This is a genomic window from Sphingomonas sp. CD22 (genome assembly GCF_034556155.1).
GTDB lineage: Bacteria > Pseudomonadota > Alphaproteobacteria > Sphingomonadales > Sphingomonadaceae > Sphingomonas.
This window is the reverse complement of the sequence record NZ_JAYDYX010000002.1, coordinates 388,724-402,937: the sequence shown is the minus strand read 5'-3', so window position 1 is coordinate 402,937 and position 14,214 is coordinate 388,724. Positions and strand designations below refer to the sequence as shown.

Below are 14,214 nucleotides of genomic sequence, written 5' to 3'. Positions count from 1 at the left end.
CGCGGAGGCGCGGAGGGGTCACGCCTGTGGGGCGGTCACCGCGCATCACAAGCGTGGTCCTGACCAGATTCTCGCGCAGAGGCGCAGAGGGATGAGCGAGATTTCATCGCGATGTCGGTTCGCCAGAGAGATGAAGCGCCTTCGGCGCACCAGGCGCGCCTCTCTGCGTCCTCTGCGCCTCTGCGCGCACAATCCTTCTTCTCTCCGCGCCTCCGCGTGAACCGATCTTCTTCGCAGGCTCGCGCGAAAGTCAGCGTTCGTCGGGGCCGAGGCTAGGATCGAGATCGCGCGGCCGTACGAACCGGCGCAGATCACCGCCGCCCGCCGCCACCGCCGACCAGTCGGCGATGTCGAAGCGCATCTCCGCCAGCGTCGCGGTCGGGTATTTCTCCTCGACCAGCGCGCGCAGCCCGTCGGGTGCCGCCGGCACCAGCATCAGCACCAGATCCTCGAGCCCCGGATTGTGCCCGACCAGCAGCACGTGCTCCGCGGCGGCGGGCAGTTCGTGCACCACGTCGAGCAAGGTCGCCGCCGAGGCGAGATAGATGCGCCGTTCCCAGACGGGCGCCAGCGTGCGGCCATAGCCCGCGACCACCGCGTCGAGCGTTTCGCCGACGCGCACCGCGGGCGAGGCGACGACGTGATCGAACGCCAGGTCGAGCGACCGCATGTTGCGCCCCACCGTCTCGGCGGCGCGCTTGCCCTTGGCGTTGAGCGGACGGTCGAAATCGCGGGTCACCGGATCGTCCCAGCCGGACTTGGCGTGGCGCAGCAGCGTCAGCGTCTTCAACCGGCGTCTCCGTGGGCAATCGCGGGAGCCGCCTCATGCCCGATGGGAAGCGATAAGGAAAGCCGCGCCTGCACCCGCGCCACCGCTTCGTCGAGCGTCACCCGCGCGATCCCGACGCCGGGCGGAAACGCCGACAGCAGCCGCGACGGCATCGCCGAAGACAGCATCACGAACGCGCCGCGGTCGTCGGCGCGGCGGATCAGCCGCCCGAACGCCTGCGCCAGCCGCGCGCGCACGATGCGGTCGTCATAGGCCGATCCGCCCCCCGCCAGCCGCCGCGCGGCGTGCAGCACGCTCGGCTTGGGCCACGGCACGCCCTCCATCACCACCAGCCGCAGCGACGATCCCGGCACGTCGACGCCGTCGCGCAGCGCGTCGGTGCCGAGCAGCGAGGCGTGCGGATCGTCGCGGAAGATATCGACCAACGTGCCGGTATCGATCGGATCGACGTGCTGCGCGTGCAGCGGCAGCCCCTCGCGCGCCAGCCGGTCGGCGATCCGCCCGTGCACGCCGCGCAGCCGCCGGATCGCGGTGAACAGCCCGAGCGTACCGCCGCCCGCGGCGACGATCAGCCGCGCATAGGCATTGGCGAGCGCGGGCAGGTCGCCGCGCTTGACGTCGGTGACGATCAGCACCTCGGCATTGGCGGGATAGTCGAACGGGCTCTTCGCCTCGAACCGCGACGGCGCGCGGGCGAGATGCGGTGCGCCGACGCGCGCCTCCGCCGTCTCCCACCGTTCGGACTCATTGGCGCCGCCGCCGGTCAGCGTCGCCGAGGTGACGAGCGCACCATGCGCGGGTTTCAGCACGATCTCGGCGAACGGCCGCGTCGGGTCGAGCCAGTGGCGGTGCAGGCCGATGTCATATTCGCGCCCCTCGATCCGGTCGACCGCGAGCCAGTCGACGTGCGCCGGATCGACCGGGCCGCCGACGCGCGCGAGCAGCGACAGCCACGCCGCCACCGTCTCGGCGCGCCAGCCGATCGAGGCGATCGCGCCCTCGACGCGCGCGCGCGCCGGCGCATCCATCCAGTCGGGTGCCTCGGCGAGCACCGCCTCCAGCCGCCGCCCCAGCGTCACCAGCGGGCGCACCAGCGCATCGAGCGCCGCCGCGGCGGGCGCCGCCGCCTCGATCAGCTCGGGGGTCGGCTCGGCGAGTTCGGTCTCCAGCCCGTAACCGGCATCGCCCGGCTGTTCGGCGCGCGCATAGGTCAGCCCGCGGACGGCAGCGAGCAGATGCTCGATCGGCCCGAACGGCGCGCCTTCGTTGATCCGCCCCAGCCAGCCGTCGCTGGCGAGGTGCCGCGACGCCTCGATCGCATCCTGGATCGCGATCCCGCCCTGTTCGTCGTAACTGGCGACGTCGGACAGGCGTGCCTGCAGCCCGCGCCGCCGGCCGCGGCCGCCGCTTTCCGGCCCGAGGATCCAGCGCCTGAGTTCGATCGTCTCCTGCCCGGTCAGCGCGGTGGCGAACATCGAATCCGCCGCCTCGAACAGATGATGGCCCTCGTCGAAGACGTAGCGCGTCGGCCGCGTCGTCGTTTCGCGCCCGCGTGCGGCATTGACCATCACCAGCGCATGGTTGGCGATCACGACGTCCGCCTCCGCCGAGGCGCGCGCGGCGCGCTCGATGAAGCATTTGCGGTAATGCGGGCAGCCGGCATAGACGCATTCGCCGCGCCGGTCGGTCAGCGCGGTCGGGCCGTTGCGCCGGAACAGCGTCGGCAGCCAGCCGGGCAGGTCGCCGCCGACCATGTCGCCGTCGGCGCTATACGCCGCCCAGCGCGCCACCAGTTGCGCGAGAATCGCAGCGCGGCCGGCGAAGCCGCCCTGCAACGCATCCTCCAGATTGAGCAGGCACAGATAATTCTCGCGGCCCTTGCGCGTCACCACCTTCTGCCGGCGCAATGCCGGGTCGGGGAACAGCCGCTCGGTCTCCTTCGACAATTGGCGTTGCAGCGCCTTGGTATAGGTGCTGATCCACACCGCACCGCCGGCCCGCTCCGCCCACAGCGACGCGGGCGCGAGATAGCCCAAGGTCTTGCCGATCCCCGTCCCCGCCTCGGCGAGCACCAGATTGGGCGCGTCGCGCATCGCGCGCGGGGCGAAGGCATCGGTCGCCGCCGCGGCGAAGGCGCGCTGGCCCAGCCGCTCCTCGGCACCATGACCGGTGAGGTCGGCGAGCCGCGCCTCGGCGTCGGCCGGCGGGATCGCCACGGTCAGCGGTGCCGGTCGCGGCGCCTGTTCCTCCCATTCGGGCAGCGTCGCGAACAGCCAGCGCTCGTTGACCTGCGGCTTGGCGAGCAGCGGTCCGATCGCCGGCGCCCACGGCCAGCGCAACCGGCCGAGCGACTGCGCCGCGGTCCATGCGCCCTCGCGCTCGGGCCAGTCGCCCTGGGGCACCGCGAGCAGCGCCGCCGCCGCCTCGCGCAGGAAGGCGGCGACGCCCTCGTCGGTGTCGGGCGGCGACAGGTCGACCGCGCGCGCCAGACCCTTGGGCGTCGGCACCGCGAACCGCGCCGGATACAGAAAGGCGAACAGCTCGAGCAGGTCGAGCCCCGACAATTCGGGATAGCCGAGCCTTTGGCCGACAAGCGGCGCGTTGAGCAGGATCACCGGCGTATCGGCGGCGATGCGGATCGCCTCGCCGCGCCCGATCGGCCGCGTGCCCTCGACAGTGGCGATCCAGATGCCGCCATGGCTGGCGTGGAGGGCAGGATAAGGGATCACGCCATCGGCCATAAAGGTCGGGAACAGAATGGCAACCGCCGCCGGGTGCAACCGGACCGCCGGCCGGACGTTTGGCAGCGATCATCTGTTCGAAAAGGTCCGGTTCATGCGTACTCTGCTCTTCGCGCTCGGCGCGGCCTCGCTCGCCCTTCCCGCCAGCATCGCGCTGCCGGTCAGCAAGGCGGAGGCGCGCCATCATTATCGCAATTCGCACGAGCGCGGCTATCGCCACGTCAAGCGTTGCCGCCATTCGAGCGGCACCACCGGCCTCGTCGCGGGCGGCGTCGGCGGCGCGCTGCTCGGCAATTCGGTGCTCGGCCATGGCGCGCTCGGCACCGTCGGCGGTGCCGTCGGTGGCGCCTTCGCCGGCCGCGCGATCGACCGCACGATCACCGCGAAGGACCGCTGCCGCTAAGTCGCTTCTGCCAAGGGAGTTGCCGTGAGCGCGCGGGGTGCTTAGTCCCGCGCGCATCATGACCGATATCGACCTGCGCCCAGAAAGCCTCAGAACGGCTGCCCTCGACTCCAAGGCTTGGCCCTATGAGGAGGCGCGCAAGCTGCTCAAGCGCTACCCCGGCGGCAAGCCCGGTGGTGCACCAATCCTGTTCGAAACCGGCTATGGCCCCTCGGGCCTGCCGCATATCGGCACGTTCAACGAAGTGCTGCGCACGACGATGGTGCGCAACGCCTTCCACGCGCTCTCCGACCAGCCGACGCGGCTGATCGCGTTCAGCGACGACATGGACGGCCTGCGCAAGGTCCCCGACAACGTCCCCAACGGCGACATGCTGCGCGAACATCTCGGCAAGCCGCTGACGCGCATACCCGATCCGTTCGGCAAGTTCGGCAGCTTCGCCGCGCACAATAATGCGATGCTGCGCCAGTTCCTCGACCGCTTCGGCTTCGACTACGACTTCGCCTCGTCCACCGACTATTACGAGGGCGGCCGGTTCGACGACGCGATTAAGAACGTGCTGCGCCACTATCAGGGCATCCTCGACGTCATGCTGCCGACGCTGCGCGCCGAGCGCCGCGGCACCTATTCGCCGGTGCTCCCCGTCAGCCCAACGACCGGCATCGTGCTGCAGGTGCCGGTCGAGGTGGTCGACGCGCAAGCCGGCACGATCGCCTTCACCGACGAGAGCGGCGAGCGCATCGTCCAGTCGGCGCTCGGCGGCCTGTCCAAGCTGCAATGGAAGGTCGACTGGGCGATGCGCTGGGTCGCGCTCGGCGTCGATTACGAGATGGCGGGCAAGGACCTGATCGATTCGGTGACGCAAAGCTCCAAGATCGCGCGCGTGCTCGGCGGCCGCCCGCCCGAGGGCTTCAACTACGAGATGTTCCTCGACGAGAAGGGCGAGAAGATCTCCAAGTCGAAGGGCAACGGCCTCAGCCTCGACCAATGGCTGACCTATGGCCCCGAGGAGAGCCTCGCCTTCTTCGCCTATCGCGAGCCCAAGAAGGCCAAGGCGCTGCACTTCGGCGTCATCCCGCGCGCGGTCGACGATTACTGGCAGTTCCGCGGCAATTATCCGACGCAGGCGATCGCGCAGCGGCTCGGCAACCCGGTTCATCATGTCCATGACGGCAAGGTGCCGACCGCGACGCTGCCCGTCACCTTCGGCCTGCTGCTCAACCTCGTCGGCGTGATGGGCGAGGCGAGCAAGGAGCAGGTCTGGGGCTATCTGCGCAACTACGTCCCCGACGCGACGCCCGAGCGCGACCCCGAACTCGACCGGCTGATCGGCTATGCGCTGGCTTATGCCCGCGATTTCGTCGCGCCGACGCTCAAGCGCCGTGCGCCCGAGGGCGTCGAGGTCGCGGCGCTGCGCCGGCTCGACGCCGACCTCGCCGCGCTGCCCGCCGAGGCGAGCGCCGAGGATATCCAGAACGTCGTCTACGAGATCGGCAAGACCGCCGGCTTCGACACGCTGCGCGACTGGTTCAAGGCGCTGTACGAGACGCTGCTGGGGTCCGAACAGGGTCCCAGGATGGGCAGCTTCATCGCGCTGTACGGCATCGCCAACAGCCGTACGCTGATCGCCGAGGCACTGGCGAAGGCTTCTTAATTCCTCCCCTGCTAGGGAGTGCCGGGTCGAAGGCCTGACGAAGGGGGGTATACGGTGAGGTCGCCGTATGCGGAAACGCCCCCTCCACCATTCGCTTACGCGAATGGTCCCCCTCCCCCGCTGCGCGAGGGAGGACTTTGCGTTGGAACACCCCGGCCCGCCGGCCGTTGATTTGCTGCAACGCAGCAACGGCGGCTAAAAGACCCTCATGACCCTACGCCAAACCGCCGAGGCCCATCCGGGCCTCGTCCACCTCGCGCTCGCCGTCGGCGGGTTCGCGATCGGCACGACCGAATTCGCGGCGATGAGCCTCGAACCCGATCTCGCGCGCGGGCTCGGCATCGATGCGCCGACCGTCGGTCATGTCATCAGCGCTTATGCGCTGGGCGTCGTCGTCGGCGCGCCGACGATCGCGGTGCTCTCGGCCAGGATGTCGCGGCGCACGTTGCTGATCGGGCTGATGGCGTTGTTCGCGATCGGCAATTGCCTGTCCGCACTCGCGCCGAGCTACGGCTGGATGCTCGTCTTCCGCTTCCTCGCCGGGCTGCCGCACGGCGCCTATTTCGGCATCGCCTCGCTGGTCGCCGCCTCGCTGGTGCCCGCCGACCGGCGGACGCAGGCGGTGGGAAGGGTGATGCTCGGCCTCACCGTCGCGACGATCGTCGGCGTGCCCTTCGCGACGCTGCTCGGGCAGGTCGCGAGCTGGCGCTGGGTGTTCGGGCTGGTCGCATTGCTGGCGCTCACCACCGCCGGCCTCGTCGCGCTGCTCGCGCCGATCGACGCGCCCGATCGCGACGCCAGCCCCTTGCGCGAACTCACCGCGCTGCGGCGCACGCAGGTCTGGCTGACGCTCGGCACCGGCGCGATCGGCTTCGGCGGCATGTTCGCGGTCTACACCTATCTCGCCGCGACCCTGGTCGACGTCACCGGCCTCGCGCCGCGCAGCGTGCCGCTGATGCTCGCGGTGTTCGGCACCGGCATGACGCTCGGCAACCTCGTCGTGCCGCGGTTCGCCGACCGCGCGCTGATGCCGACCGCGGGGGCGCTGCTGCTCTGGTCGGCCGGCGCGCTGTTGCTCTATCCGCTCGCCGCGGGCAACGTCTGGACGATGACGCTCGACGTGTTCGCGATCGGCCTCGGCGGGGCGCTCGGCACCGTGCTCCAGACGCGGCTGATGGACGTCGCCGGCGACGCGCAGTCGCTCGCCGCCGCGCTCAACCATTCGGCGTTCAACACCGCCAATGCGATCGGGCCGTGGCTCGGCGGCCTCGCCATCGCCGCCGGCTTCGGCTGGACCGCGACCGGCATCGTCGGGTGCGGGCTGGCGCTCGGCGGGCTCGCGATCTGGGCGATCTCGCTGATCGTCGAGCGCGGCCTGCCGGCGTTCGCGGTCGGGCGGCGCCATGCCCGCCAGTGACCTGAGGCTGGCGAAGGGGACGCCCGCCTATCGGCGGCTGACGCTCGCCATGCTGTTCGCCGGCTTCTCGACCTTCTCGTTGCTCTATTCGGTGCAGCCGCTGCTGCCGCTGTTCGCCGCCGATTATCATCTCAGCGCCGAGGCGGCGTCGCTGGCGGTGTCGCTCGCCACCGGGCCGCTCGCGATCGGCATCCTGTTCGCCGGCATCCTCTCCGACCGTGTCGGGCGGCGGCCGCTGATGGTCGCCGCGATGTTCGCCGCCGGCGCGCTCACCCTCGCCGCCGCGCTGGTGCCGGGCTGGACCGCGCTGCTCGCGCTGCGGCTGCTCACTGGCGTCGCGCTCGCCGGCGTGCCCGCGGTGGCGATGGCCTATGTCGCTGAAGAGGTCGACGTCGCCTCGGTCGGCGCGGCGATGGGGCTCTACATCGCCGGCAGCGCGATCGGTGGCATGGGCGGGCGGCTCGTCGCCAGCCTCGTCGCCGATATCGCCGACTGGCGTTGGGCCCTGGGCAGCGTCGGCCTCGCCGGCCTCGTCATGGCGGAGGCGTTCCGCCGCCTCGCGCCGCCGTCGCGCGGCTTCGTCGCCGGTGGCGGCGGCAGTCCGCTCGCCGGCGCCGCCGCGCTGTTCCGCGACCGCGCGCTGCCGCTGCTCTATGCCGAGGCGTTCCTGCTGATGGGCGTCTTCGTCACCATCTACAATTACGCCGGCTTCCGCCTGCTCGCCCCGCCCTATGGATTGAGCCAGGCCGCGGTCGGCGGCGTCTTCCTGCTCTACATCCTCGGCTCGGCGAGTTCGGCGCTGTTCGGGTCGTTCGCCGGCACCGTCGGGCGGCGGCGCGTGTTCTGGCTGCCGATCGTGCTGCTCATCGCCGGCGTCGCCGCCACCGAGGCGCGCGCGCTGACGCTCGTCATCCTCGGCATCGCCCTGGTCACGATCGGCTTCTTCGGCGCGCATTCGATCGCCAGCGCCTGGGTCGGCCGCCGCGCGCGCGCCAACCGCGGCCAGGGCGCCGCTTTCTACCTGTTCTTCTATTATCTGGGATCGAGCGTGCTCGGCTCGGCCGGCGGCTTCGCCTGGACGCACGCCGGCTGGCCGGGCGTCGCGCTGTTCTGCCTCGCGCTCGGCGGCCTCGCGCTGCTGCTCGGCATCGTGCTCGCGCGCATTCCGCCGTTGCCCGACCCCGAAATCCGCCGGCCTGCCGCGGTCGAGCCGTGAGGCGATGAGTCGTTCTTGACGGCGGGATAGCTTTTCTTCCTATTCCCACTAAGCCGATGGGATATCTTCCACGGTGGAGGTATCGGACGATGACGACGCGCTATTCCGCCGATCGAACGCGCCGGGTGCGCCGGTGACGATTGCCGCCGCCCCGCTGCCGTCGCGCGCACCCGGCGCCACGCTCGGCGAGGCGGTCGATGCGCTGCGCGCCGCCCGCGCGAATTGGCGCATGCGACAGACGCCGGCACGCGCCGCCGCCGCCTTTCCCTCGCGCGGCGCGATCGAGCGTATCGTCCTGCTCCTCGCCGAAGCGCTCTACCCCCGCCGCCTCGGTCTGCAGCAGATCGCACCGGCGGACGAGGACCGGTTCGTCGCCGCCAAGCTCGGCAGCGCGTTCACCGAACTGGAACGCGAGATCGGCCATGAACTCGGCTATTGGCAGGCGGAAGCCCGCACCGCCTTCGACCCTGATCAGGCCGCGACGATCGTCCGCCTGTTCGCCGACACGTTGGGCGACATCCGCCGGCTGATCGACAGCGATGTCGAGGCCGCCTTCCTCGGCGATCCCGCCGCGGGCAGCACCGACGAGATCCTCGTCTGCTATCCCGGCGCGATCGCCAGCCTGCACCATCGCATCGCGCATCAATTGTACGACCTCGGCGCGCCGATCGTCGCGCGGCTGATCTCCGAACTCGCCAACGAACGTACCGGGATCGACATCCATCCCGGCGCGCGGATCGGCGAACGCTTCTTCATCGACCACGGCACCGGCGTCGTCATCGGCGAGACCGCGATCGTCGGCAACGGCGTGCGCCTCTACCAGCATGTCACGCTCGGCGCGCGCAGCCCGCTCGGCGCCGCCCGGCGCGGTCCGCGCGAACGCTACGCCCGCCATCCCATCGTCGGCGACGACGTCGTCATCTACGCCGGTGCGACGATCCTCGGCCGGGTGACGATCGGCGCGGGTGCGACGATCGGCGGCAACGTCTGGCTGCTCACCGACGTGCCGCCCGGCGGCGTGGTGGTGCAGCCGGAGGCGACTTTGCTCGCGCCCTCCGCCGGCCATGCGCTCCGCGACACGCTCGTCGCGGCGGTGGTGTGATGGGGCGCCGCGCCGATCCCGAACGTCGCCCGGTCATCGGCGTGCTGTGCTGCAACGAAGTGGCGGAGCGTCCGGTGCAGGTCGTCGCCAGCCGCTTCGTCGCGCCGCTCACCCGCCTTGCCGGTGCGACGGTGCTGCTCGTCCCGGCGCTGCCCGATGCCACCGACGTCGCGACGCTCACCGCGGTGCTCGACGGGCTGCTGCTGACCGGGTCGCGCTCGCACGTCGCACCGTGGCGCTACGGCGCCCGGCCGCTGCCCGACGACCAGATCGTCGACGAAGGACGGGACGAGGTCGCGCTGGCGCTCGCCGGCGGGATGATCGAGGCGGGCAAGCCGGTGTTCGGCATCTGCCGCGGGCTGCAGGAGATCAACGTGCTGTTCGGTGGCAGCCTGTGCGCCGCAGCCGATGCCGACCGTCATCATCGCGGTGCCTGGTCGGGCGATTACGATTCGCTGTTCCACCACGGTCATGACGTCGAATTGTGCGCGCGCGGCCGGCTTGCCGACGCCACCGGCGTGCAGCGCGTCCGGGTCAATTCGGTCCACCAGCAAGGCATCGACCGTCTCGGCAGCGGCCTGACGGTGGAAGCGATCGCGGCGGACGACGGGCTGATCGAAGCCGTCTCGGCGCGGCCGTGCGGCGCCGACGTGCTCGGCGTCCAATGGCATCCCGAATGGGATACGGCGAACTCGCCCGCGAGCCGCGCCTTCTTTTCCCTGATCGGCGCCGGCCTGCGTGGCGGCACCGACATCGTTTCAACACGGAGGACTGAATGAAGATCACGATCCCAGCGCCGGCGCTTGCGCTAGCCGCCCTGAGCCTTGCCGCCTGCGGCCCCAAGACCGACGCCGGCAACAACGCCGCCGCCACCGACACGCTGACCCTCAACGAGGAAGGCGACGCGGGCCTTGGCAATGGCGGCGACTTCGCCACCGGCAACGACATCACGCTCGCCAACGACGCGGCCGCCGACAACGCGCTCGCCCCTGCGGCAGGCAACGCGCTCTAGGCTTTCGGTTTGACGAACACGCCAGGTCAGCTCCCTAGGCGTAGACTGCGGCTCGACATTGCTGGTGTCGGGCCGCTTTTTTGCGTGTGGCGGCGGACAGCGCTCGCTACCCGCCGCCATCGCGTCACAGCTTCTCGGTCAGCTCCGGAACGACCTTGAACAGATCGCCGACGAGGCCGATGTCCGCGACCTGGAAGATCGGCGCATCCTCGTCCTTGTTGATCGCGACGATGACCTTCGAATCCTTCATCCCCGCCAGATGCTGGATCGCGCCCGAGATGCCGACCGCGATATAGACTTCCGGGGCGACGATCTTGCCGGTCTGGCCGACCTGATAGTCATTGGGCACATAGCCCGCATCCACTGCCGCGCGGCTCGCGCCGACGCCCGCGCCGAGCTTGTCGGCGAGCGGCTCGATGATCGAATGGAAGTTCTCGCCATTCTGCAACGCGCGGCCGCCCGAGACGATGATCTTGGCGCTGGTCAGCTCGGGGCGCGCGTTCTGCGCGATCTCGGCGTTGACGAAGGTCGATACGCCGGTCTCGCCCTGCGACGGGACCGCCTCGATCTCGCCCGAGCCGCCCTCCGTCGCCGCCTTTTCGAAGGCGGTGCCGCGGACGGTGATCACCTTCTTGGCGTCCGACGATTGCACCGTCGCGATCGCATTGCCGGCGTAGATCGGCCGGGTGAACGTGTCCGCGCTCTCGACCGACAGGATATCGCTGATCTGCATGACGTCGAGCAGCGCGGCGACGCGCGGCGCGACGTTCTTGCCGGTCGTGGTCGACGGCGCGACGAAGGCATCATGATGCCCCATCAGCTCGACGACGAGCGGCGCGATATTCTCGGCCAGCGCATGCGCATAAGCGGCATCGTCGGCGACATGCACCTTGCCGACGCCGGCGATCTTCGCCGCCGCCTGCGCGACGCTATCAACGCCCTGGCCGGCGACCAGCAGATGGACCTCGCCGAGCTGCGACGCGGCGGTCACCGCGGCGAGCGTGGCATCCTTGACGGCGCTGCCGTCGTGTTCGACCCAGACGAGCGTCTTCAGGTTGGCGGTCATCGGGCAATCCCCATCGCATGCAGCTTGGTGACGAGTTCGTCGACGTCGGCGACCTTGATGCCCGCCTGCCGCTTGCCCGGCTCGACGACCTTGAGCGTGGTCAGCCGCGGCGTGACGTCGACGCCGTAATCCGCGGCGGTCTTCTGCGCGAGCGGCTTAGACTTGGCCTTCATGATGTTGGGCAGCGACGCATAGCGCGGCTCGTTGAGGCGCAGGTCGGTGGTGACGATCGCGGGCAGCTTGAACGAATCGGTCTCGAGGCCGCCGTCGACCTCGCGCGTCACCGTCACAACGCCGTCGCCGAGTTCGACCTTCGACGCGAACGTACCCTGGCCCCAGCCGAGCAGGCCGGCGAGCATCTGGCCGGTCTGGTTGTTGTCGTCGTCGATCGCCTGCTTGCCGAGGATCACCAGCTGCGGCTGCTCCTCCTCGACGATCTTGGCGAGGATCTTGGCGACGCCCAGCGGCTCGACCTTGGTGTCGCTGGTGACGAGGATCGCGCGATCGGCGCCCATCGCCAATGCGGTGCGCAGCGTCTCCTGCGCCTTGGGCTCGCCGATCGAGACCACGACGATCTCGGTGACGCCTTTTTCCTTCAAACGGATGGCTTCCTCGACCGCGATCTCATCGAACGGGTTCATGCTCATCTTGACGTTCGCCAGATCAACACCCGTCCCGTCCGCCTTCACGCGGGGCTTCACGTTGTAATCAAGCACACGCTTGACCGGCACCAGCACCTTCATCAGCTTCCTTCCGATTGCGCCCTCGACACCCGTTTCCGGCGTCGCATCGGCGGGTGAGATGGCTATTTTCCGCGGCTTTCGCAAGTCCGGTACGGGAAATGCCGCTTGCCGTAGCGGCAGTCTTCCTGTGCCAAACGAATCGGGCCCGGACATGACGCCCGGGCCCGAGAATATTTTGCGTGTATCCCCGTCGCGGGGGAAGACGTCAGATCACGCCGCCTTCTGCACCTCGGCGACGATCTTCTTGGCGGCGTCGCCCAGGTCGTTCGCCGGTACGATCGCGAGGCCCGAATTGGCGAGGATGTCCTTGCCGGCCTGCACGTTGGTGCCTTCGAGGCGGACGACGAGCGGCACCGAGAGGTTCACTTCCTTCGCCGCGGCGACGATGCCCTCGGCGATGATGTCGCACTTCATGATGCCGCCGAAGATGTTGACCAGGATGCCCTTCACCGCGGGATCGGCGAGGATGATCTTGAACGCCGCGGTCACCTTCTCCTTGTTGGCGCCGCCGCCGACGTCGAGGAAGTTGGCCGGGAACATGCCGTTGAGCTTGATGATGTCCATCGTCGCCATCGCCAGGCCGGCGCCGTTGACCATGCAGCCGATGTCGCCGTCGAGCTTGATGTAGGCGAGGTCGTACTTCGACGCCTCGAGCTCCATCGCATCCTCTTCGGTGGTGTCGCGCAATTCCATCAGGTCCTTGTGGCGGAACATGGCGTTGCCGTCGAACGCGACCTTGGCGTCGAGCACCATCAGCTTGCCGTCGTCGGTGACGGCGAGCGGGTTGATCTCGATCTGCTCGGCATCGGTGCCGAGGAAGGCGTCATACAGCTTCGCAGCGACGTTGGCCGCCTGCTTGGCGAGGTCGCCGGTCAGTTCGAGCGCGGCGGCGACGGCGCGGCCGTGATGCGGCATGAAGCCGGTCGCGGCGTCGATGTCGATCGAATGGATCTTCTCGGGCGTGTCGTGCGCGACGGTTTCGATGTCCATGCCGCCCTCGGTCGAGGCGACCATCGAGACGCGGCCGGTCGCGCGGTTGACGAGCAGCGCGAGGTAGAATTCCTTGGCGATGTCGACGCCGTCGGTCACGTAGAGCCGGTTGACCTGCTTGCCGGCATCGCCGGTCTGGATCGTCACCAGCGTGTTGCCGAGCATGTCGGTCGCCGCGGCGCGGACTTCGTCGGCGGTCTTGGCGAGGCGGACGCCGCCCTTGGCGTCGGGCCCGAGTTCCTTGAACTTGCCCTTGCCGCGCCCGCCGGCGTGGATCTGCGCCTTGACGACGTAGAGCGGTCCGGGGAGTTTCTCGGTCGCGGCGACGGCGTCTTCGACGCTGAGCGCGGCGAAACCGGCGGGAACGGGGACGCCGAACTTGGCGAGCAGTTCCTTGGCTTGATATTCGTGGATGTTCATGGCCTGCCTCGCGTTATGCTATGAAGAGGAGATTGATGCGGCCTTTTGCACAGGCCGCGCGCCGAATCCACCCCGGATCGACAACCGGGCCCGATCGTTATTGCAATCGCATCGCATTAGACGGAACGCTTATGCCCTGGCCGCACGGCATCCTCCTCTTCCTCGTCACCGTGATCGGCATGGAGGCGTTCGCTTATGCCGCGCACCGCTGGGTGATGCACGGGCCGGGCTGGTTCCTCCACGCTAGCCATCACAGCAGGCGTAGCGGAACGTGGGAACTCAACGACCTCTATGCGGCGATCTTCGCGGTGCCATCGGTCGTGCTGTTGCTCGGCGGGCTACAATGGGGCTGGTGGCCGGGCTTCATCTGGATCGGCTGGGGGATCGCCGCTTATGGCGCGATCTATTTCGGCTTCCACGACATCATCGTCCATCAGCGTATCCCGACGCGCTATCTGCCCCGATCGGCGTACATGCGCCGCATCGTCCAGGCGCACCGGCTGCACCACGTCGTCGAGACGCGCGAGGGCAATGTCAGCTTCGGCTTCCTCCTCGCGCCGCGGCCCGAGCACCTCAAGGCCGAACTCAGGCGGCGCGGTCGCCAGGGGGTGCGCGCACCGACTGCGGGCCAGGCGTTGGCAGAAAAGTAACCAATCGCTG

Annotated in this window: 13 protein-coding genes; 8 read left to right on the top strand and 5 right to left on the bottom strand. The window is 69.5% G+C overall.

Annotated features, from left to right (window positions below; translation table 11 throughout):
- Nucleotides 1-250: 250 nt before the first annotated feature.
- Both SFC76_RS05240 and SFC76_RS05235 read right to left on the bottom strand, forming a co-directional pair.
- Complete coding sequence (locus tag SFC76_RS05240) at nt 251-790, bottom strand: SixA phosphatase family protein (protein WP_322848418.1); 540 nt, start codon at nt 788-790, stop codon at nt 251-253.
- Nucleotides 787-3,531, bottom strand: coding sequence for an ATP-dependent DNA helicase (locus tag SFC76_RS05235; protein ID WP_322848417.1), 2,745 nt, complete (start codon nt 3,529-3,531; stop codon nt 787-789). Before SFC76_RS05235 ends, SFC76_RS05240 begins: the two co-directional genes overlap by 4 nt.
- A gap of 94 nt (nt 3,532-3,625) precedes the next feature.
- Between SFC76_RS05235 and SFC76_RS05230 the strand changes: the two genes are divergently transcribed.
- From SFC76_RS05230 to SFC76_RS05200, 7 genes are all read left to right on the top strand, one after another.
- Entirely contained in the window at nt 3,626-3,934 is a 309-nt protein-coding gene (locus SFC76_RS05230; protein WP_322848416.1) for a hypothetical protein, read from the top strand.
- Between the two features lie 58 nt (nt 3,935-3,992).
- On the top strand, nt 3,993-5,588 hold the full coding sequence (locus SFC76_RS05225; RefSeq protein WP_322848415.1) for a lysine--tRNA ligase: 1,596 nt from the start codon (nt 3,993-3,995) through the stop codon (nt 5,586-5,588).
- 208 nt (nt 5,589-5,796) lie between these two features.
- Nucleotides 5,797-7,005: an MFS transporter gene (locus SFC76_RS05220; protein ID WP_322848414.1), complete on the top strand. Its 1,209-nt coding sequence runs from the start codon at nt 5,797-5,799 to the stop codon at nt 7,003-7,005.
- Nucleotides 6,992-8,221 carry an MFS transporter gene (locus SFC76_RS05215; protein ID WP_322848413.1) on the top strand — a complete coding sequence of 410 codons (1,230 nt, stop codon included), beginning with the start codon at nt 6,992-6,994 and terminating at the stop codon, nt 8,219-8,221. The genes SFC76_RS05220 and SFC76_RS05215 overlap by 14 nt, the downstream gene beginning before the upstream one ends.
- A 229-nt stretch (nt 8,222-8,450) precedes the next feature.
- Nucleotides 8,451-9,323, top strand: coding sequence for a serine O-acetyltransferase EpsC (gene epsC / locus SFC76_RS05210; RefSeq protein WP_322848643.1), 873 nt, complete (start codon nt 8,451-8,453; stop codon nt 9,321-9,323).
- The gene (locus SFC76_RS05205) at nt 9,323-10,102 is read left to right on the top strand and encodes a gamma-glutamyl-gamma-aminobutyrate hydrolase family protein (protein WP_322848412.1); all 780 of its coding nucleotides are present in this window, start codon (nt 9,323-9,325) and stop codon (nt 10,100-10,102) included. The genes epsC and SFC76_RS05205 overlap by 1 nt, the downstream gene beginning before the upstream one ends.
- Nucleotides 10,099-10,335: a hypothetical protein gene (locus tag SFC76_RS05200; protein ID WP_322848411.1), complete on the top strand. Its 237-nt coding sequence runs from the start codon at nt 10,099-10,101 to the stop codon at nt 10,333-10,335. The genes SFC76_RS05205 and SFC76_RS05200 overlap by 4 nt, the downstream gene beginning before the upstream one ends.
- Nucleotides 10,336-10,459: 124 nt before the next feature.
- Here SFC76_RS05200 and SFC76_RS05195 read toward each other — a convergent pair whose 3' ends face one another.
- The 3 genes from SFC76_RS05195 to sucC form a co-directional block, all read right to left on the bottom strand.
- Nucleotides 10,460-11,389, bottom strand: coding sequence for an electron transfer flavoprotein subunit alpha/FixB family protein (locus SFC76_RS05195; protein ID WP_322848642.1), 930 nt, complete (start codon nt 11,387-11,389; stop codon nt 10,460-10,462).
- Nucleotides 11,390-11,397: 8 nt separating this feature from the next.
- Complete coding sequence (locus SFC76_RS05190) at nt 11,398-12,144, bottom strand: electron transfer flavoprotein subunit beta/FixA family protein (protein WP_322848410.1); 747 nt, start codon at nt 12,142-12,144, stop codon at nt 11,398-11,400.
- Nucleotides 12,145-12,354: 210 nt separating this feature from the next.
- On the bottom strand, nt 12,355-13,554 hold the full coding sequence (sucC, locus tag SFC76_RS05185; protein WP_322848409.1) for an ADP-forming succinate--CoA ligase subunit beta: 1,200 nt from the start codon (nt 13,552-13,554) through the stop codon (nt 12,355-12,357).
- Between the two features lie 131 nt (nt 13,555-13,685).
- Here sucC and SFC76_RS05180 point away from each other — a divergent pair, with 131 nt between their 5' ends.
- On the top strand, nt 13,686-14,204 hold the full coding sequence (locus SFC76_RS05180) for a sterol desaturase family protein (RefSeq protein WP_322848408.1): 519 nt from the start codon (nt 13,686-13,688) through the stop codon (nt 14,202-14,204).
- The last annotated feature ends 10 nt before the right edge of the window (nt 14,205-14,214 follow it).